This window comes from Actinospineispora eucalypti (assembly GCF_039543365.1).
Lineage (GTDB): Bacteria > Actinomycetota > Actinomycetes > Mycobacteriales > Pseudonocardiaceae > Pseudonocardia > Pseudonocardia eucalypti.
The window spans coordinates 1-18,493 of sequence record NZ_BAABJP010000057.1 but is presented as its reverse complement, the minus strand read 5'-3'; the positions used below and the strand labels follow the sequence as shown (position 1 = coordinate 18,493).

Sequence of the window (18,493 nt, the reverse complement as noted above, 5' to 3'; positions counted from 1 at the left end):
GGCGGTGGCTCTTGGGGGGCGGACAGGTGCGCAGAGGCCGGATGATCAGGCTGGCGGTGGCCGGTGTGGCGGGGGCCGGGGTGGCCGTCGCGGTACCGGCGGTGAGCCTGGCGACGCCGCGCACCAGCGAGTACGTCGCGCTGGGCGACTCGTACGTGAGCGGCCCGCTGATCCCGTTGCAGACCGGCCAACCGATCGGCTGCCTGCGCTCCGACCACAACTACCCGTCGCTGGTGCGGGCGGCGGTGCGCACCGACACGTTCAAGGACGTGAGCTGCGGCGGCGCGACGACCAAGGAGATGACCGAGCCCCAGGCCGTCACCGGTGGCAGCAACCCGCCCCAGCTGGACGCGCTCGGCCCGGACACCTCGCTGGTCACCCTGGGAATCGGCGGCAACGACATCGGCTTCGGCGAGATCATCCAGACCTGCGCGACCGTGTCCTCCACCCAGCCGCTGGGCGCCGCCTGCCGCGACCACTACCGCAAGAACGGCAAGGACGAGCTGGCCAGGCGGATCGCCGCGACCGGCCCCAAGGTGGCCTCGGTGCTCAAGGAGATCGCCGGGCGCTCGCCGGACGCCACCGTGCGGGTGGTCGGCTACCCGACGATCCTGCCCGACGACGGGCCGGGCTGTTTCCCCCTGGTCCCGTTCTCCCCGGGCGACGTGGCCTACCTGCGGCAGACCACCAAGTCGTTGAACGGGATGCTCAAGCGGGAGGCCCAGCGGGCGGACGTGGAGTACGTGGACACCTACCGCTCCAGCATCGGCCACGACGTCTGTCAGCTGCCCACGGTGAAATGGGTGGAGGGGTTGATCCCGACCGCTCCGGCCGCACCGGTGCACCCGAACGCGGCCGGCATGCGCAACAGCGCCAAGCAGGTGCTCGGATCACTGAACACCGACGCGCTGGCCGGCAGCTGACGCCTCGAAAGTAGCGCGGCGGGTGGTCGGGGCGCTGCGTGAAGTGCACGGCGCCGCCGACCACCCCCGCTATATTCAGCCGCCGCGCCGCCGCAGTGGGCGCGCGATGTTCGGCTGGTGGCTTCGGCCGCCCCGTCCGTGAGCCGGCTGGCCGTTGTGGCGGGCGACCGGTGCACCGTTTCCGCCGCGGCCGGACTGCGCCGGCGGGCGGGGAAGGGGCACGGCCGGCACCTCGTCGGTCTGCCGGTCACGGGTGAGCGCGTCGCGGACGGCGGCGCGCAGGGCGTCCGGGGCCTGGGTTGCGGGTTTTCTGGGCTGGGCGGATCGCATGGGTGGACCTCCTCTGAGTTTCGGGAGCGCCGACTCGACGGCGCGCGACGGCGCTCGAATGAGAACGGGAAACTGGCTCGGCGGGCGCCGTTCACGGCGCGCGGTCTCAGAGGTCCATGTACACCAAGGTACCCAAGGGCCGCCGGGGCGGCGAGCGGTTTTCCGTCACCTTGCGGGATGGGCTAGCGTCGGCGATCGTGCGGGAATCCACGGGTCTGGCCGGGCATCTGGAAGGGTGGGCACCGGCGCCGGTGCAGCGCACGGGCGTGGTCACCGGTTGGGCGGTGGAGGCGTTCTGCGCCCTGCTCGACCAGCCCAGCCCGCTGGTGGACGGCCGGGGTGACCTGCCCCCGCTGTGGACCGGGTTCGGGCTGCTGCCGCACCCGGCGCAGGCCGAGCTGGGCGCCGACGGGCATCCCACCGAGGGCGAGTTCCTGCCGCCGATCCCGCACCGCCGGCGGATGTTCGCCGGTGGTCGCTGGTTCGCCGGGCCGGAGCCGCTGCCGGTGGGCGAGCCGATCGACCGCCGCTCGGCCGTGACCTCGGTGGAGGTGAAGCAGGGGCGCAGCGGCGAGATGGCGTTCGTCACCGTGCGCACCGAGTTCGGGTGCGGCGGGCGGGTGCTGGCCACCGAGGAGCAGGACATCGTCTACCGGTCCGAGCCGTCCCCCGAGCCGGCCAAGCCGGCGGCGACGACTACTCCGACGACTACTCCGACGACTACTCCGACCGAGGAGGCGCCGGAAGCCGCGCACGAGCTGTTGCTGGAGCCGGACGCCACGCTGCTGTTCCGGTTCAGCGCGCTCACCTACAACGCGCACCGGATCCACTACGACCAGCCCTACACCACCGGTGTGGAGGGCTACCCGGGGCTGGTGGTGCATGGGCCGCTGCTGGCGCTGCTCGCCCTCGAGCTGCCGCGCCGGCACCACCCGGGCGAGCCGGTCGCCGAGTTCCACTACCGGCTGCGCCGCCCGGCGTTCGCCGGTGCCCCGGTGCGCGCCTGGTGCGGCGAGCCGGACCGGGACGGGGTGCGCCGGCTGGAGGTCGGCGCGGTCGGTGCGCCGGCATCGCTCACCGCGACCGTGCGGCTCGGAAAGGACTGAACGTGCGCATCGCCACGTGGAACGTCAACTCGGTGCGTTCCCGCATGCCCCGCCTGCTGCCCTGGTTGGACCAGCGCAAACCGGACGTGGTGTGCCTGCAGGAGACCAAGCTGGACAACGACTCCTTCACCGAGCTGCTCGCCGACGAGCTGGCCGGCCGGGGCTACGAGTTCGCGCACCACGGCGAGGGTCGGTGGAACGGGGTGGCGCTGGTCTCCCGGGCCGGCCTGGACGACGTGGTGCTCGGCCTGCCCGGTGAGCCGGGCTTCCCGGACCCGGAGGCGCGCGCGGTCAGCGCCACCTGCGACGGCCTGCGGGTGACCTCGGTGTACGTGCCCAACGGGCGCACCCCGGACGACCCGCACTACCAGTACAAGCTGACCTGGCTGGGCGCGTTGCGCGAGGCGGCCGCCGGCGACGCCGAGCGCGCGGTGATCTGCGGCGACATGAACATCGCGCCCACCGACGCCGACGTGTGGGACCCGGCGGTGTTCGTCGACTCGACTCACGTGACCCCGCCGGAGCGGGCCGCGCTGGCCGAGCTGACCAAGCTCGGCCTGCACGACGTGGTGCGCGACCGGTGGCCCGACGAGCGGGTGTTCAGCTACTGGGACTACCGGGCCGGCCGGTTCCACCAGGACCTGGGCATGCGCATCGACCTGATCCTGGCCGCCGAACCGGTGGCCGGGCGGGTGGCGGCGGCCTGGATCGACCGCCAGGCCCGCAAAGGCACCGCCCCCAGCGACCACGCCCCGGTGATCGTCGACCTGGACGAGGCCCCCGACGGCAACATCGGCCCGATGGTCCCGCCCCCCTCCAACCCCAAACGCCGCCCCGGCCACCCAACCTGATTCAGTCACTCTGGCAGGCTGATTCAGTGCGTTCAGCACGGTGATTCGGTCACTTTGGCAGGGTGATTCAGTGACTTCGGGCCTGCCGAAGTGACCGAATCAGCATGCTGAAGGCACTGAATCAGCATGCTGAAGGCACTGAATCGGGTGGGTGGGAGGCGCGTTAGCCGGCGGCGCGCTGGGGGTGGGTGTCTCGGTGGGTTAGGGGGGTGCGCAGGTTGAGGTGTTCGCGGAGGGTGTTGCCGGTGTAGTGGGTGCGGTAGGCGCCGCGTTCCTGAAGCTCTGGGACGAGCAGGTCGACGATGTCGTCCAGGCCGTCCGGGATCAGGTAGGGGGTGATGTTGAACCCGTCGACGGCGCCGTGCTGGGCGAACCGGATGAACTTCTCCGCCAGCCCGGCCGGGGTGCCCACGTGGCCGCGCTGCGGCCCCAGGGCGATCACGGTCTCGCGCAGTGACCAGTTGTTGGCCTCGGCCTTGGCCCGCCACTCGGCCACCACGGCGTGCGGGTCGGCGATGCGGCGGGCGCCGAACGCCCCGCTGTTCTCCGCGACCACCGGGTCCTCGGCGGGCAACGGGCCGTCCGCGTCCCGGTCGGAGAGGTCCCGGTTCCACACCAGCCCGGCCAGGTTCAGCGCGGTGGCCGGGGTGACCTGGGCGAACCGCACCCAGCGGGCCTTCTCCCTGGCCTCCTCCTCGGTCGCGCCGATGATGATCTCGGTGCCGGGCAGGATGCGCAGGTCGTCGGCGGGCCGGCCGGCGGCGCGCAACCGGTTGCGGATGTCGTCGGCGAAGGCCAGCGCGTCGTCGAACTCGGTGCCGTGGGCGGAGAAGATCACCTCGGCGTTGCGCGCGGCGAAGTCGCGGCCCTCGGCCGAGTCGCCGGCCTGGAAGATCACCGGATGCCCCTGGGCACTGCGCGGCAGGGTGGGCGCGAGGTCCACGTCGAACTGCGCGGTGTGTTCCCGCACCCGCACCACCGACTCGGGCTCGGACCAGGCGGGCGCGTCCGCCGACCGGGCGATCGCGTCGTCGGCCCAGCCGTCCCAGATGGCCCGGGCCACGGTGAGGAACTGCTCGGCGCGGCGGTACCGGTCGGTGTGGTCCAGGTATCCGCCCCGGCGGAAGTTCGCGCCGGTCCACGCGTTGTCCGTGGTGACGACGTTCCAGCCGGCCCGGCCCTCGGACAGCAGGTCCAGCCCGGACAGGCGCCGGGCCAGGTCGGCCGGCTCGTTGAACGTGGTGTTCGAGGTGCTGACCAGGCCGATCTTCGAGGTGACCGCGGCCAGCGCGGCCAGCTGGGTGATCGCGTCCGGGCGGCCGGCCACGTCCAGGTCGTGGATCAGGCCGTCCACCTCGCGCAGCCGCAGCCCCTCGCCGAGGAAGAACGCGTCGAACAGGCCCCGCTCGGCGGTCTGCGCGACCCGGCGGAACGAGGCCGGGTCGATCTGTGATCCGCTGGCCGGGTCGGACCAGATGGTCCAGTGGTTGACGCCCTGGAAGAACACCCCGAAATGCAGCTGGGCGTCCGGGTAGGGCACGTCGGCGCGGCTCATCGAGCACCTCCGGGGAGTGTCGCGAAGCGGTTGGCCGGCCGGGGCAGGCCGAGGGTGGCGCGCAGGGACGTCCCGGCCACCGGGCGCGCGGTCACCCCGGCACGGAGGAGTGCGGGGGTGACCCGGCGGGACAGCTCGCCGAGGTCCTCGTCCAGCACCAGCGGGTGCAGCCGGACCCCGTGCACCGTGCCGGCCAGCTCGGTGAGCCGCCGGACCAGGCCGTCCGGGGGGCCGGTATAGCGCGGCCGGCCCCGGTCCGGCCACGGCGTGTGGCGCTCCAGCTCGGCGACCCGTTCGGCCGCCGGCGCGCCGGGGAGGTCCAGCGCGACCTCCAGCTCGGCGAAGCTCAGTGGGGTGTCGGCGGCCGGGTCGGCGCCGTTCACCAGCGTCACGTCCACCTGGTCGGCGGGCAGCAGCCCGGCCGGGGCGAACACCACCGGTTGCCCTTGCGGCGGCCGGGGCACGATGGCCGGCCCCTTCACCGCGAACGTGTCACCGGTGAAGTCGATGTAGTGCAGGCGGTCGCGGTCCAGGTAACGGCTGGTGGCGACGTCCCGGACGACCGCGTCGTCCTCCCAGGAGTCCCACAGGTCCCGGGCCACCCGGACCGAGTCGCGCGCCTCGGCCCGCCTCGCCGGTGAGCCGGAGACCAGCGGGCGACCCCAGGCGCGCGCCGCTTCGGGTGCGGGGGAGTCGGCGACCACCCAGCCGGCCCGGCCGGCCGAGACATGGTCCAGCGAGGCCAGCTGGGAGGAGGTGTGGAACGGCTCGGCGTAGCTGGTCGAGATCACCGGGGCGACGCCGAGCACGCTGGTCGAGGCGGCCAGGTAGGCGGCGCGTTCCACGGCGCCGATGCGGCCGACCGCGTCGGGGTGGCGTCCCGGGGCGAGTATCTCGTCATCCAGGGTGACCAGGGTGAACCCGGCGTTCTCCGCGATCGCGCCCACCGAGCGCAGGCGTTGCGGGGTCAGCAGCGCGGCCGGCGGGTGCGCGGCCCGGCGCCAGGCGGCCGGGTGCGAGCCGTCGCCGTCGATCTCCAGCGCGAGGTGCAGGGGCATGGCGGTGCGTCCTTCCGAGGGGGCTGGACAGAGCGCGAGTCGGAAGGGCGGATCAGACCGCGGACGCGGTGCGGCACAGGTCCACGTGGCGGCGCGAGATCAGCGCGAGTGACCGGTGCACGCTTTCGAAAATACGCGCCCCCGGCCCGCCGTGCCACGAGTTAATCCTGACTTGACAAGTCAACATTGAACGGTATTACCTCGAAAGAAGGGACGGGCAGCGTGGCTACCCCGCCGATTTGCCGAGAGAAGGACCCCTCCGTGACGTTGCCCGCGCTGGAAGTCCGCCAGGTCGCGTACGCCGACCCGCTGGTGGCACCCATGCTGGTCGAGCTGTCCCACGAGTACGCCTCCCGCTACGGCCCGGACCACTCGCTCGGCGACATCGAAGCCGAGATGCGGGCCCGGCCGACCGAGTTCGGCCCACCGGACGGCGGCCTGCTGCTGATCCTGGCCGGCGACCAGCCGGTGGCCGGCGGGGCGTTCCGCCGCTACGACGGGCGGACCGCCGAGCTCAAACGGATCTGGACGCACTCCGCGCACCGCCGGCGCGGCCTGGCCCGGCGGGTGCTCACCGAGCTGGAACGGGAGATCGCCGCGCGCGGCTACCGGCGGATCTACCTGACCACCGGTCCCCGCCAGCCCGAGGCCACCGGCCTCTACCTGGCCACCGGCTACACGCCGCTGTACGACCGGCGGCTGCCCGCCGAGCGGATCGGGCCGCACCCGTTCCAGAAGGACCTGCCATGACCGTCGACACGTCGCCGCGCATCCCCGCGCGGCTCGAGGACGAGGACCCGGCGGCCGGGCTGACCGTGGTGCCCGCCCGGCACCCGGGGCGCTGGGTGGCTACGGCGGTGGTGGCCGTGCTCGCCGCGATGGCGGTGAACGCGCTGGTCACCAACCCGGCGTGGGACTGGCCGACGGTCGGCCGGTTCCTGTTCGCGCCGTCCATCCTGAACGCGGTCGGGCTGACCCTGTGGCTGACCGTGATGGGCATCGTGGTCGGTTTCACGCTCGGCACGGTGCTGGCGCTGATGCGCATGTCGGCCAGCCCGCTGCCGCGCGCGGTCAGCTGGGCGTACATCTGGATCTTCCGCTCGGTGCCGCTGATCCTGCAGCTGCTGTTCTGGTACAACCTGGCGCTGCTCTACCGGGTGATCGGTTTCGGCGTGCCGTTCGGCCCCGCGCTGTTCTCCGTGGGCACGATGGACCTGGTCAGCCCGGTGACCGCGGCGGTGCTCGGGCTGGCGCTGCACCAGGCCGCCTACGCGGCCGAGGTGGTGCGCTCCGGGTTCCTCTCGGTGGACGCCGGCCAGCTGGAGGCGGCGGCCGCCCTGGGCATCCCGAGGCCGCGCCAGTTCCGCCGGATCCTGCTGCCGCAGGCCATGCGGACCATCCTGCCCACGGCCGGCAACGAGCTGATCGGCCTGGTCAAGGGCACCTCGGTGGTCTACATCATGGCCCTGAGCGAGCTGTTCTACCAGGTACAGGTGATCTACACGCGCAACGGCCGGGTGATCCCGCTGCTGCTGGTGGCGGCGATCTGGTACCTGGCGCTGACCACGGTGATGTCCGTGGCGCAGTACTACGTGGAGCGGCACTTCGGCCGGGGGAGCCGCCGGTGAGCGCGCCGATGGTGGAGCTGCGCGGGGTGCACAAGAGCTTCGGCACACTGGAGGTGCTGCGCGGCGTGGACCTGCGGGTGCGTGCGGGCGAGGTGACCGTGGTGCTCGGGCCGTCCGGATCCGGCAAGTCCACTCTGCTGCGGGTGATCAACCACCTGGAGAAGGTTGACCGCGGTTTCGTCCGGGTGGACGGAGAGCTGATCGGCTACCGCAGGCGAGGGCGGAGGCTGCACGAGCTGGCCGAGCGGCACATCCTGCGCCGGCGCACCGAGATCGGCTTCGTGTTCCAGAACTTCAACCTGTTCGGCCACCTGACCGTGCTGGAGAACGTGGTCGAGGCGCCGATCGCGGCGCAGGGCCGGTCCCGCTCGGAGGCGGAGAAGCACGCCCGCGAGCTGCTGGACCGGGTGGGCCTGTCGGACAAGGCGGACGAGTACCCGCGCCGGCTGTCGGGCGGGCAGCAGCAGCGGGTGGCGATCGCCCGGGCGCTGGCCGTGCGGCCCAAGCTGCTGCTCTTCGACGAGCCCACCTCGGCGCTGGACCCGGAGCTGGTCGGCGAGGTGCTGGACGTGATGCGCGACCTGGCGCGCGGCGGCACCACCATGGTCGTGGTCACCCACGAGATCGGGTTCGCCCGCGAGGTGGCGGACACCGTGGTCGTCCTGGACGCCGGCCGGATCGTCGAGCAGGGGCCGCCGGCCGAGGTGCTCGACCGCCCCCGCGAGGCGCGCACCCGCGCGTTCCTCGGCAAGGTCCTCGCATGAACCCCGGAGGAACCCCGTGACCAGGCTGTATGCCCTCATCGTCGTGATGGCCGCGATCCTGGCCACCGGCTGCTCCGGGCCCGACCCGGACCAGGCATCGTCTACCTCCGACGCACCGACCGTGAACACCGGCCCGGAGCAGAACCGGGTCCGCGCGGAGCGGGTGGACGCCATCGCCGCCAAGGTCCCGGCGGCGGTGCGGGAGCGCGGCACGCTGATCGTCGGCGACGACGGCAAGGGCACCCCGCCGCTGACCTTCCACGCCGACGACGACGTGACGATGATCGGCGTGGAGGTGGACGTCGCCCAGCTGGTCGCCGACACCCTCGGGCTGAAGCTGGACCTGCGGCCGACGTCCTGGGCGAACCTGTTCCTCTCCGTGGAGTCCGGGCAGTACGACGCCGGGTTCTCCAACATCACGGTCACCGAGGAGCGCAAGGACAAGTACGACTTCGCCACCTACCGGGTCGACCTGGTGGCCTTCGAGGCGGCGCGGAACAGCCCGATCGAGCGGGTGGAGAAGGCGGCGGAAATCGCCGGCAAGGCCGTCGCGGTAACCGCCGGCACCAACCAGGAGCAGATCCTGGTGCGCTGGGACGCGCGGAACCGGGCGGCCGGGCTGCCGCCGGTGCGCTTCCAGTACTACCAGAGCGCGGGCGACTACTACCTGGCGCTGCGGTCCGGCCGGATCGACCTCTACGTGGGGCCGAACCCGTCGGTGGCGTACCACGTGGCAACGGCGGGGGAGACCAGGAAGGTCGGCCAGATCAGCGGAGGCGGCCAGGTCGACGCGGACATCGCGGCGATGACCAGGAAGGGCAGCGGCCTGGCCGGCCGGCCCGCTCGCCGATGCGCTGAACGCGCTGATCCGCAACGGCAAGCTGGCCGAGGTGCTCAACCGCTGGAACCTGTCCAGCGAGGCCGTCCAGGTGTCCCGGGTCAATCCCCCCGGCCTGCCCCGGAGCTGAACGACTCACCTGCTCTACCCGCGCCGCACGCCGCACTGTGAGGAAGATCCACATCAACCTCATACACCTTTTCTCGGCTCAGGAGGTGCGTGAGGTTGATGTCGATCTTCAGCTGGGTGGGGTGCCAGTCCAGGGATCGGCTTGGACGGCGCGGCTGGGTGGTCTCCCGCCGCTCGGGTGCCGCCCGTTGCGTGCGGCTTCATCGAGCGCTGGCTGAGTCCGGTGTTTTTCATGATCGAAAAGGACTGCACCAGCGCTCGATGAATGACGCCAGCTCGGACCCGCTAAACGTTGTTCCGGCAATTACGGCGCGTGGCGAAAGAGGGCGCCGGGTGCCCAGGCGAAGCGCAACGGGCGGCACCCGAGTGGCGGGGGACCGCCCAACCGCGCCGTCCGAGCTGTCTTGAACCGGCACCGCCGTGAAACCGGCACCGGTGTCCAACCGGCACTCGTGTCCGGGTCCGGTCAGGGCGCGACGGCGGTGAACAGGAAGCTGGCGAAGATCAGCAGGTGCACCGCGCCCTGCAGCACGGTGGCCCGGCCGGCTACCACGGTGAGCGTGCTGACCAGCATGCTCAGCGCGAGCAGGATCATCTCGGTGCCGCTGAGGCCGAGTACCAGCGGCCCGGGCAGCCAGATCATCGCCGCCGCCAGTACGGGGATGGTGAGGCCGATGCTGGCCAGCGCGGAGCCGAGCGCCAGGTTGTAGCTGGTCTGCAGCCGGTCCCGGCGGGCGGCGCGCACGGCGGCCAGCGTCTCGGGCAGCAGCACCACCAGCGCGATGGCCACACCGACCACGGTCAGCGGCGCACCGATCGCGCTCACCCCGGCCTCGATCGCCGGGGACACTGTCTTGGCCAGCCCGACCACGGCCACCAGCGACATGATCAGCAGCACCAGGCTGAGCACGGTGGTGCGGTTGGACGGCGGGGGCAGGTGCTCTTCCGGGCGCTCCTGGCCGTCGGCCGGCTCCACCGGCAGGAAGTAGTCACGGTGCCGCACGGTCTGCACGAACACGTACACGGAATAGAGGGCGAGCGAGACCACGGCGGCGAAGCCCAGCTGCGCGGCCGAGAAGGTCCCACCGGGCGTACTGGTAGTGACGCTGGGTAGCACCAGGCACAGGGTGGCCAGCGCGGCGACGGTGGCCAGCGCGCCGCTGCTGCCCTCCGCGTTGAACGCCACGACGTGGTGCCGCAACGCACCTACCACGAGGCACAGCCCCACGATGCCGTTGCAGGTGATCATCACGGCGGCGAACACGGTGTCCCGGGCCAGGGTGGCCGCGTCCGGCCCGCCGGACAGCATGAGGCTCAGGATGAGCCCCACCTCGATCACGGTCACCGCGATGGCCAGGATCAGCGACCCGTACGGCTCGCCCACCCGGTGCGCCACCACCTCCGCGTGGTGCACCGCCACCAGCACGGCACCGACCAGCAGGGCCGCGACCACCGCCACCAGCAGCGGCGGGAGCTGGCGACCCCAGACCCCGGCGAGCAGCAGCAGCGCCACGACCGGCGTGATCGTGGTCCGCTTGCTGTGGTTACCGGCGGCGCTCACCCGGCCAGACTGTCACAACCCCGCCGGACAGCCGGTGGGACACGCCTCACTCCGAGGGCCGGCGGTGCCGGCCGCCGAGGCCCCGGCGTCCGGCCAACTGGCCGATCTTGTCCTGCTCGGAATGAGCCCCGCCGACCCGGGCGGGAACCCGGTGCGAACCCGATGTGTTCCCCGCGCTCTGGGTGATCCGCAACGCGCGCAGCTCGTCATAGATCGGCGTAAAGCTCACGATGCGTCACTCTATCGACGGCGCTCTGACCGAGGTTATCCACAACTGTGGATAACGCTGTGGTGTATCGATGATGCAGAATCCACGCGGTCGAGGGAAACAAGGGGTGACGCTCAGATGGACAGAACTACACACGGTGACCGCAGACTGATGACCTCCGGTCGCGGCGGTCGCGATTTGTCGATCTCCGTTTGGCCGCTCGTCACTCGTTCGGCGTGGAACTACCGGGTCGCCCGCCGTTCGTTTGGTTGCGAGGCGTAGCGCTGCGCGCGATCGGTACACCCGTTGGAGGCATGACGCGAGGCACATCTAAGGTCACCTCGGCTGCCGCCCGTTACTTTCGTTCGGGTGCGTCGTTGGTCCGACTGGATTTCCTTATGAGGGGACGGGATGGGCAATAACCAGCCACGCCGCAAGCTAGGGGCGCTGTCGTCGCGGGTTGCCGTCGTCGTGGGTATCGCGGCGACCACCGGGATCGGGCTGGCCATCCCGGCGTTCGCGCAACCGGCGCCACCGGCCGGACCGGCGAAGGTCGAGGGCACCCCGTGCACCACGGCCGCGCGCGCCTGTGTCGATCTCGGGCACCAGAAGGCCTGGCTGATCGGCAAGGACGGCAAGGTGATCCGCGGCCCGGTGACGATCACCGGTGGCGGCCCCGGCAAGGAGACCCCACCCGGCACCTTCAAGGTGCTGTGGAAGGACAAGACCCACAAGAGCAACGAGTCCCGGCTGCCCAACGGCCAGCCGGCGCCGATGCCGTTCTCGGTGTTCTTCGCGCCCGGCGGCATCGCCTTCCACGGCGGCAGCCTGGAGCGCGCCTCGGCCGGCTGCATCCACCTGGACGACGCCGACGCCGAGTTCTGGTACAACACGCTGCAGCTGAAGGACGAGGTGCAGGTGCACCTCGGTGGCGAGGACTCGGACGACGGCGGCGACGGGGACGACAACGAGGGCGACGACGACCGCAAGGAGTCGAGTGCCCCCGCCCGGCCGCAGGCCGGCGACGGCCAGCCCAAGCCGAGCGCGGAGGCCCGCGCCCAGCAGAGCCCGCCGTCCGGCGCGAACCAGCCCCGGCCGAACGCGGCGGCGGCCCCCAAGCCGAACCCGCAGCCCAACGCGCAGCCGGCCAACGCCCAGCCCAAGCCCCAGGCCGAGCGCCAGCCTCAGCGCGAGCCCGAACCGACCAAGACCCCCCTCCTGGGCCGCCTGACCGACCCCAAGGAGAACTAGCGCCGAACGCGCTCGCCGAGCCGCGCGCCCAGTTTGGCGTTTGCGGAATGCCGTCGGCGGGACTGGTTGCCCGAGCGCTGGCGACGTCCCGGACCAGGGCAAGGGCGGCGGTGAGCGCAGTACCAAGGACATTCAGCGCCACCTTCTCAAACTGGCGCGCCTGGTGTGCCCTGGTCCGTTCAACCTCGCGCTATCTGAGAGCGCATCTTGAGCGGTGCTCGACGTTTGCGGGCAGAGCAGGGCGACGATTTGCGGTGTTGATCGTCGCGGGCACGCGGAGGCCGTGGTCCCGTCGGCGTTGCAACATTCGTCCCTCCGGCCGCGCGAGGGGAACACCACGGGATTCGATCTTGCCCCAACCCCCGGCCATGGCCGGTTTCATGGTCATGTCGCAACTAGAGACGTTTCCGGACGTCAAAGGGTCTCTCACCGCTACGTGACCATGAAGCGCCTCCCGGCGACCAAACGCAACGAGCGGCACCCAAGTCGCGGCAGATGGGCATGGCGCTGGTGTGGCGCTCGCGGGTCGTATGAGAATGGCCCCGCTGGCCCCGCTGGCCGCGTTGGTCGTGTCCACGCCTGTCTGGGCCGGTTGTCTGGGCTTGGCCTCGGGTGCCGGTGGGATCGTTGTTTGTGGCGGTTGGGCCGCGATATTCGAGGCTGGAGCGCCACGGCTGGCGATCAAGCCGGGGTCAGGGCGGCGAACGCCGGCCCGGGCGACCTTGAGGAGTCAGATCTGCCGCACCAGGCCCATGTGCCCCGTCCGTACCTGTTCGCGTCTCAGTCGGGCGTCCACGCCGTAGCCGAACCGGCACCGCGCCGAACCGTCGGTTCAGCGATGCGTCGGGAGGACGGCGCGGACGGTGGTGCCTTGGCCGACGCGGCTCTGCACGTCGACCGTGCCGCCGTGGGTGGCCGCGCGTTCGGCCATGGACTGCATGCCGATGTGGCCGGGGCGCGGGCTGCTCGCCTCGAACCCGACGCCGTCGTCCACGATCTCCAGCTCGACCTTGCCGTCCGTCAGGGCGAGCCGCAGCGCCACCTGGCCGGCCTGGGCGTGCTTCACCGCGTTGTGCAGCGCCTCCTGGGCGATCCGGTAGAGCGTCTCCTTGAGCCGCAGCGGGATGTCCGGCTCGCCGCCGAGGTCGGCCTGGACCACCAGCTGGTGGCGCGCGCGGAGCACGTCGGCCCGCTTGTCCAGCGCCGCGATCAGCCCCTCGGTGGCCAGGGACTCGGGGCGCAGCTCGAAGATCAGCGAACGCATCTCCGCCATGGCCACCTCGGCCAGGGAGAGCACGTAGTCCAGCGGTTCGGTCAGCTGGTCCGGGCGCTGCTCGGACAGGGTGCGCGCGGTGCGGGCGCCCAGCGCGATGCCGTACAGCGCCTGGGAGACCGAGTCGTGCAGCTCGCGGGCCAGCCGCTGGCGCTCCTCCATGCCGGCCCGGCCCTGCGCCTCCACCAGCAGCCGGGCGTTGCGGGCCGCCACGGCGGCCTGGTCGGCCGCCGCGCGCAGGAAGGTGAGGTCGTCGGGGGAGGGCTCGGCGCCGGCCGGGTAGTAGGCGTTCACTGTGCCCATCCGGTGCCCCTGGGACTGCACCGGGACGATCGCCACGGTGTCCCAGGCCGCCCCCGCCACCAGCTCGCGCATCGGCTCCAGGCCGGGGGTGGCGTACACGTGCAGCGGCGCGTTGCGCACGATCATCGGCTCGTCGGCGAAGTACTTGGTGCGGTGGTTCAGGCCGCCGTCCTCCCGCCAGCACTTCTCCAGGGTCTCCACGTAGCCGGCGGGAAGGCCCAGCTCCGCGTACACGCGCAGCGCGTCGTCCTCCGGGTCGATCAGGTAAGCGGAGGACGCGATCGCCGGGGTGGCCGCAACCACCTGCTGGAGGATGACGTCCAGGATGTCCGGCAGCGCCTGGTTCAGGGTGAGCCCGGCGGCGATGGTGGACAGCGAGGAGACCCGCTTCTCCAGCAGCTCGAAGGCCTGCGCCCGCTCGGTGTCGTCCCGGACCACGCCCAGGATGTGCGGCCGGCCCTGGAAGTTGAACGCCGAGCCGTGGATCTGGATGGGGAACGTGGTGCCGTCCTTGCGCACCGCCACGGACTCCATCCGCGGCTGCTCGCCGGCCATCACGTCGGCGGTGTACCGGTCCCTGGCCTCGCGGTGGCTGGGGTGGGTCCAGGTGCTCGCCGGCTTGTTGCGCAGCTCGTCGGGCCGGTAGCCGTGCATCCGGTAGAACGCCGGGTTGGCCCGGACCAGGTTGCCGTCCAGGTCGGTGATCACCAGGCCGTCGCCGGTGGCCTCGAAGATCTGCCGGTACCGGGCCTGCTGCTCGCGGGACTCGTCCTCGGCGCGCTGGCGGCGGACGGCGGCGCTGAGCGTGCTCGCCGCCGCGCGCAGCGCCTCGATCTCGGTGGTCGACCAGGTGCGGTCCCGGGTGCACTCGTCGAACCCGACCAGCCCCCACCAGCGCTGGTCCACGAAGATCGGCACCAATACCAGCGAGCGCACGCCCCGGGCCAGGGAGAACGCCCGCTCGCCCTCGGGCAGGTCGCCGACGTTTCCGGCCACCGCCTCGCCGGCAGCCAGGCGCAGCGACAGCTCGCGGAACTCGGTCTGCTCGGCGGACAGCGGGACCGCGCCGTCCATCCGCTGCCCGGCGACCCCGGGGGCGGTCCACTCGTGCGACTGGGCGGTCCACAGCGCGCCGTCCGCGCCCCGGAAGTTCTCGAAGATGTACACCCGGCTCACCGCCGCCGCGCTGCCCAGCCGGGCCAGCACGTCGTGGATGTGCACCCGCCACGAGGAGTGCGACTCGAGGAACCGCTGCGCCGCGTGCCGGACCGCCTCCAGGATGGCGTCCCGGCGCAGCAGCTCCGCCTCCAGCCGCTCGGGACCGCAGTCGCCGGTCTGCCCCGTGCGCTGCTCCAGCGTGCTCATGGCCGCTTGCTCAGCTCGTCCTCGGCCACCAGGCCGACGCGCACCGCGTACAGCGCGGCCTGGGTGCGGCTCTGCAGGCCCAGCTTCACCAGGACGTGGCTGACGTGGGTCTTCACCGTGCGCTCGCCGATGCTCAGCGCCCGGCCGATCTGCCGGTTGGTCAACCCGGTGGCCAGCGCGCGGAGCACCTCGGTCTCCCGGCCGGTGAGTGCCTCCGGGCTCTCCGGTGCGCGGACCTCGCGGACCAGCCGGGCGGCGGCCTCGGGGGCCAGCTGCACCTGTCCGCGCGCGGCCGCCTTGATCGCGATGCAGAGCTGCTCGGCCTGGGTGTCCTTGAGCAGGTAGCCCACCGCGCCGGCCTGTACCGCGCCGACCACGGAGGCGTCCTCGAGCACGCTGGTCAGGGCCAGTACCTCGGTGTCCGGCAGCTCGCGGCGGATGCGCTGGGTGGCGGTGATGCCGTCGGTGCCGGGCATCAGCAGGTCCATCAGCACCACGTCCGGGGTCAGCTGGTGGGCCAGGGAGATCGCCTCGGCACCGTTCACCGCCTCGCCGACCACCTCCAGCTCGGGATCCAGCCGAAGGAACATGCGCAGGCCTTGCCGGACCACCGCGTGGTCGTCGGCGATGAGCACTCGGACGGACACCGTCATCTCCGTCTCATGGCGGAGGCGGGGTCGGCCGAAGGCCGCCGGACGATCAGTCCGTTGCCTGGCGCGCGGCGGGCCATCGCCTGGTTCAGTGTGACACCGTGGGGACTCGCGAGAAGATTCGCTTGCTGCTGGTCGACGACCAGCCCCAGGTCCTGCGGGGCCTGCGGATGTGGCTCGGCCTGGAGGCGGACTTCGACGTGGTCGGCTCGGCCACGCAGAGCCTCGGCCTCGGCGAGCTGATCGACCAGCTGAGGCCGGACGTCGTGCTGATGGACATCGAGATGCCCGGGGCGGACGGCATCGCGGTCACCGCCGGGCTGTGCGAACGCCGGCCGGCGCTGCGCGTGGTGATGCTGAGCATGCACGACGACCCGGCGACCAGGGCCAGGGCCGAGGTGGCCGGTGCGGCCGCCTTCGTGGCCAAGCACGAGGCGCAGTCGGTGCTGCCCGGCACCATTCGCTCGGTGGCGGAACGCGGCGGTCGCGCGGCCTGTGGCGGGTGTGCACGAGAGGGAGCCGTGTGACGGCCGCCGGCCCCACCTGGCCCGCGATGCCGTTGCGGGTGCCGGGTGGGGCACAGCGGTAGAGCTCACTTCTTGTGGATGTGCACGGTGATGTTCATGCCGGGGGCAACGGCGGCGCCGCCGGTGTCCAGCAGCAGGATCTTGACCGGGATCACCTGGGTGACCTTCTGGAAGTTGCCGGTGCTGTTGGACTCGGGGAACAGCGAGAACTGGTCGGCCGCCGCTCCCTGGATCTCCTGCACCACGCCGGTGACCTTGGCGCCCGAGAACGCGTCGACATCGATGTCCACCAGCGCGCCGACCTGCACGTCGCCGACGTCGGTCTCGTCCACCCGGGCGGTGGCGAAGATCTTGCTGAAGTCGTAGGCGGTGGCCAGCTGTGAGCCGCCGTTGACGTACGAGCCCTCGATGCCGTTGTTCACCGCGACCGTGCCGTCACCGGGCGACTTGATCACCCGCTGCGGCTGGGCGAAGCTGCCCAACGCCTCGATCCGGCCGAGCACCTGGTCCTTCTTGACCTCGGTGCCCTGGGTGACCCGCCAGTTGACCAGCGTTCCCGTGGTCGGCGCGTTGATCTGGATCTTGTCGCCGTCGATCTGGGCGTTGTCCGTGGTGACGAAGTTGCGCGAGTACAGGAAGTAGGCGCCACCGAAGCCGAGGGCGGCCAGCAGGGCCAGCGCCCCGATGATGCTCAGCGCGATCCGGGTGGACCGCTTCATCTGCTTCTTCCCGGTGTCGGCCGGCTCCGGGCCGGCGGCGGGCGCTACCCCGTTGTCCTCGGCCTTGCTCTCGGTCGCCTGACCTGAGGTCGCTTGGCTTGCTCCGGTTGGCGAGTCCTCCACGCTGACCTCCCCCAAGGACGGTGCCGAACGGTCGTCTTCAGCAATCATTACCTTAGTAAACTCACCGTACCTTATGGCTATTCCCCGCGTTGGACAGATCATCTGGACAACTGGGGAGGGTGGAGTGACTGCGTTCCAGAAGAACTCGGCACTGCGACGAGTATCGGTGGGCGCGCTGTTCGTCGGGCTGACCATGGCGGTGGTTACCGCGTGTGGTGGCTCGACACCGGCGCCGCCGACCGCGCAGGTGGAGCGCGGCAGTGTGGCCACGAAGGTGTCCGCCTCGGGTGCGTTGGCGGCGGTTACCTCGCAGAACCTGGGCTTCACCACGGGCGGCAAGCTGGTTGAGGTCGCGGTCAAGGTGGGTGACAAGGTGCAGCCCGGCCAGTTGGTGGCCAAGATCGATGACTTCCCGGCGAAGCAGGAGCTGAACCGGTTGCAGGGGTTGTTGGACCAGGCGCAGGCCAACCTGGACAAGATCGTGAACGGTAACCAGGCTGAGGGTGCCGGCCGGGTGGAGAACCAGTCCAAGGACATCTACGACGCGGTCAAGCGGCAGGTCGACGCGGTCAACGACCAGAACGACACGGCGGTGTTCCACGCCCGCAAGAAGCTGGAGATGGACAAGGCGGCCCTGGAAGCGGCGTACGCGGCTTACAAGGAGTGTCGTGGGTTGGGCGGCGTGGCGCCGGCAGCGCCGGATGACCAGTCGGCGACGGACGCGGCGAACGACCCGTCCAGCGGTCAACCCGGCAGTGGTGGCCTGGTCAGTGGGTTGACCGGTCAGGGCGGCTTGGCGGACCAGGTCGACCCCTGCCAGTCGCAGCGGGACACCTACATCAAGACGAAGCAGACCTACATGGCGTCGAAGCAGTCGTATGACGCGGCGGTGGCGTCGCGGGATTCGGCGCGGGCTGCGGGCAAGGTGACGGTGGAGCGGGAGAAGCTGAACCTGATCACCGCGCGGAACAACGAGGAGTTGCAGGACACCGACCGCGAGGCGAATATCGACGCGCAGGAAGGCGCGGTCGAGGCGGCGCGGGCGCAGGTGGCGAACGCGCAGCGGAATGTGGAGAACACCACGTTGTACTCGCCGGTGGCCGGGACGGTGTCGGCGTTGACCGGTGTGGTCGGCGAGTATGTGGGCAATGGGGCGCCGACGTCGGCGTTGGCTCCGGGTAGTGGCGCGGCGATTCCGGGTGTGGGTGCGGCGGCGACGTCGGACTCGGCGGGTAACGCCGGTGGTGGCCTGTCGGCCACGCGTCCAGGTGGTGGCGCGTTCGTGGTGTTGAACGACATCAACACCTTCCAGGTGGTGGTGCCGTTCGAGG

The 18,493-nt window shown here is 71.5% G+C and carries 19 protein-coding genes; 10 read left to right on the top strand and 9 right to left on the bottom strand.

The window, feature by feature from the left end:
• Positions 1–41 precede the first annotated feature (41 nt).
• Entirely contained in the window at positions 42–923 is an 882-nt protein-coding gene (locus ABEB12_RS37050) for a GDSL-type esterase/lipase family protein (RefSeq protein WP_185060679.1), read from the top strand.
• Positions 924–998: 75 nt separating this feature from the next.
• On the opposite strand, the gene ABEB12_RS37045 is transcribed toward ABEB12_RS37050, so the two are convergent.
• Positions 999–1,253, bottom strand: coding sequence for a hypothetical protein (locus tag ABEB12_RS37045; RefSeq protein WP_185060680.1), 255 nt, complete (start codon positions 1,251–1,253; stop codon positions 999–1,001).
• 197 nt (positions 1,254–1,450) lie between these two features.
• Here ABEB12_RS37045 and ABEB12_RS37040 point away from each other — a divergent pair, with 197 nt between their 5' ends.
• Positions 1,451–2,359 carry an FAS1-like dehydratase domain-containing protein gene (locus tag ABEB12_RS37040; protein WP_221497678.1) on the top strand — a complete coding sequence of 303 codons (909 nt, stop codon included), beginning with the start codon at positions 1,451–1,453 and terminating at the stop codon, positions 2,357–2,359.
• Between the two features lie 2 nt (positions 2,360–2,361).
• Positions 2,362–3,210 (top strand): exodeoxyribonuclease III, encoded by an 849-nt coding sequence (locus tag ABEB12_RS37035; protein WP_345703475.1) that lies wholly within the window; start codon positions 2,362–2,364, stop codon positions 3,208–3,210.
• Positions 3,211–3,373: 163 nt separating this feature from the next.
• On the opposite strand, the gene ABEB12_RS37030 is transcribed toward ABEB12_RS37035, so the two are convergent.
• Genes ABEB12_RS37030 through ABEB12_RS42305 form a run of 3 tightly spaced genes read right to left on the bottom strand, consistent with a single transcriptional unit; the run spans position 3,374 to position 6,010 of the window.
• The gene (locus tag ABEB12_RS37030) at positions 3,374–4,765 is read right to left on the bottom strand and encodes an NtaA/DmoA family FMN-dependent monooxygenase (RefSeq protein WP_185060682.1); all 1,392 of its coding nucleotides are present in this window, start codon (positions 4,763–4,765) and stop codon (positions 3,374–3,376) included.
• Positions 4,762–5,823 carry an LLM class flavin-dependent oxidoreductase gene (locus ABEB12_RS37025; protein WP_185060683.1) on the bottom strand — a complete coding sequence of 354 codons (1,062 nt, stop codon included), beginning with the start codon at positions 5,821–5,823 and terminating at the stop codon, positions 4,762–4,764. The genes ABEB12_RS37030 and ABEB12_RS37025 overlap by 4 nt, the downstream gene beginning before the upstream one ends.
• Positions 5,824–5,875: 52 nt before the next feature.
• Positions 5,876–6,010, bottom strand: coding sequence for a putative leader peptide (locus ABEB12_RS42305; RefSeq protein WP_425572308.1), 135 nt, complete (start codon positions 6,008–6,010; stop codon positions 5,876–5,878).
• A gap of 74 nt (positions 6,011–6,084) precedes the next feature.
• Here ABEB12_RS42305 and ABEB12_RS37020 point away from each other — a divergent pair, with 74 nt between their 5' ends.
• The 4 genes from ABEB12_RS37020 to ABEB12_RS37005 are packed head-to-tail and all read left to right on the top strand — an operon-like array spanning position 6,085 to position 9,224.
• Positions 6,085–6,573, top strand: a complete 489-nt coding sequence (locus ABEB12_RS37020) for a GNAT family N-acetyltransferase (protein WP_345703474.1) — start codon at positions 6,085–6,087, stop codon at positions 6,571–6,573.
• On the top strand, positions 6,570–7,451 hold the full coding sequence (locus ABEB12_RS37015) for an ABC transporter permease subunit (RefSeq protein WP_185060684.1): 882 nt from the start codon (positions 6,570–6,572) through the stop codon (positions 7,449–7,451). The genes ABEB12_RS37020 and ABEB12_RS37015 overlap by 4 nt, the downstream gene beginning before the upstream one ends.
• 8 nt (positions 7,452–7,459) lie before the next feature.
• Positions 7,460–8,215 (top strand): ATP-binding cassette domain-containing protein, encoded by a 756-nt coding sequence (locus ABEB12_RS37010; RefSeq protein ID WP_185061369.1) that lies wholly within the window; start codon positions 7,460–7,462, stop codon positions 8,213–8,215.
• Positions 8,216–8,231: 16 nt separating this feature from the next.
• Complete coding sequence (locus tag ABEB12_RS37005) at positions 8,232–9,224, top strand: transporter substrate-binding domain-containing protein (RefSeq protein ID WP_345703473.1); 993 nt, start codon at positions 8,232–8,234, stop codon at positions 9,222–9,224.
• A 424-nt stretch (positions 9,225–9,648) separates the two neighbouring features.
• Here ABEB12_RS37005 and ABEB12_RS37000 read toward each other — a convergent pair whose 3' ends face one another.
• Together ABEB12_RS37000 and ABEB12_RS36995 are read right to left on the bottom strand one after the other, a co-directional pair.
• The gene (locus ABEB12_RS37000) at positions 9,649–10,743 is read right to left on the bottom strand and encodes a calcium:cation antiporter (protein ID WP_185060685.1); all 1,095 of its coding nucleotides are present in this window, start codon (positions 10,741–10,743) and stop codon (positions 9,649–9,651) included.
• Between the two features lie 46 nt (positions 10,744–10,789).
• A complete protein-coding gene (locus tag ABEB12_RS36995) occupies positions 10,790–10,972 on the bottom strand; it encodes a hypothetical protein (RefSeq protein ID WP_185060686.1) in 183 nt (60 codons plus the stop codon).
• Between the two features lie 390 nt (positions 10,973–11,362).
• Between ABEB12_RS36995 and ABEB12_RS36990 the strand changes: the two genes are divergently transcribed.
• On the top strand, positions 11,363–12,202 hold the full coding sequence (locus ABEB12_RS36990) for a L,D-transpeptidase family protein (RefSeq protein ID WP_185060687.1): 840 nt from the start codon (positions 11,363–11,365) through the stop codon (positions 12,200–12,202).
• 832 nt (positions 12,203–13,034) lie between these two features.
• On the opposite strand, the gene ABEB12_RS36985 is transcribed toward ABEB12_RS36990, so the two are convergent.
• Positions 13,035–15,143, bottom strand: a complete 2,109-nt coding sequence (locus tag ABEB12_RS36985) for a PAS domain S-box protein (RefSeq protein WP_185060688.1) — start codon at positions 15,141–15,143, stop codon at positions 13,035–13,037.
• Positions 15,140–15,796 (bottom strand): response regulator, encoded by a 657-nt coding sequence (locus ABEB12_RS36980; RefSeq protein WP_221497679.1) that lies wholly within the window; start codon positions 15,794–15,796, stop codon positions 15,140–15,142. The genes ABEB12_RS36985 and ABEB12_RS36980 overlap by 4 nt, the downstream gene beginning before the upstream one ends.
• A 98-nt stretch (positions 15,797–15,894) precedes the next feature.
• On the opposite strand from ABEB12_RS36980, the gene ABEB12_RS36975 reads away from it, so the two are divergent.
• Positions 15,895–16,320 carry a response regulator gene (locus ABEB12_RS36975; RefSeq protein WP_345703472.1) on the top strand — a complete coding sequence of 142 codons (426 nt, stop codon included), beginning with the start codon at positions 15,895–15,897 and terminating at the stop codon, positions 16,318–16,320.
• A gap of 65 nt (positions 16,321–16,385) precedes the next feature.
• Here the strand turns inward: ABEB12_RS36975 and ABEB12_RS36970 are convergent, their stop codons facing one another.
• On the bottom strand, positions 16,386–17,162 hold the full coding sequence (locus ABEB12_RS36970; protein ID WP_345703471.1) for an efflux RND transporter periplasmic adaptor subunit: 777 nt from the start codon (positions 17,160–17,162) through the stop codon (positions 16,386–16,388).
• A gap of 124 nt (positions 17,163–17,286) precedes the next feature.
• Here ABEB12_RS36970 and ABEB12_RS36965 point away from each other — a divergent pair.
• On the top strand, positions 17,287–18,493 hold a 1,207-nt coding region (locus ABEB12_RS36965; protein WP_345703470.1), incomplete at its 3' end, for an HlyD family secretion protein.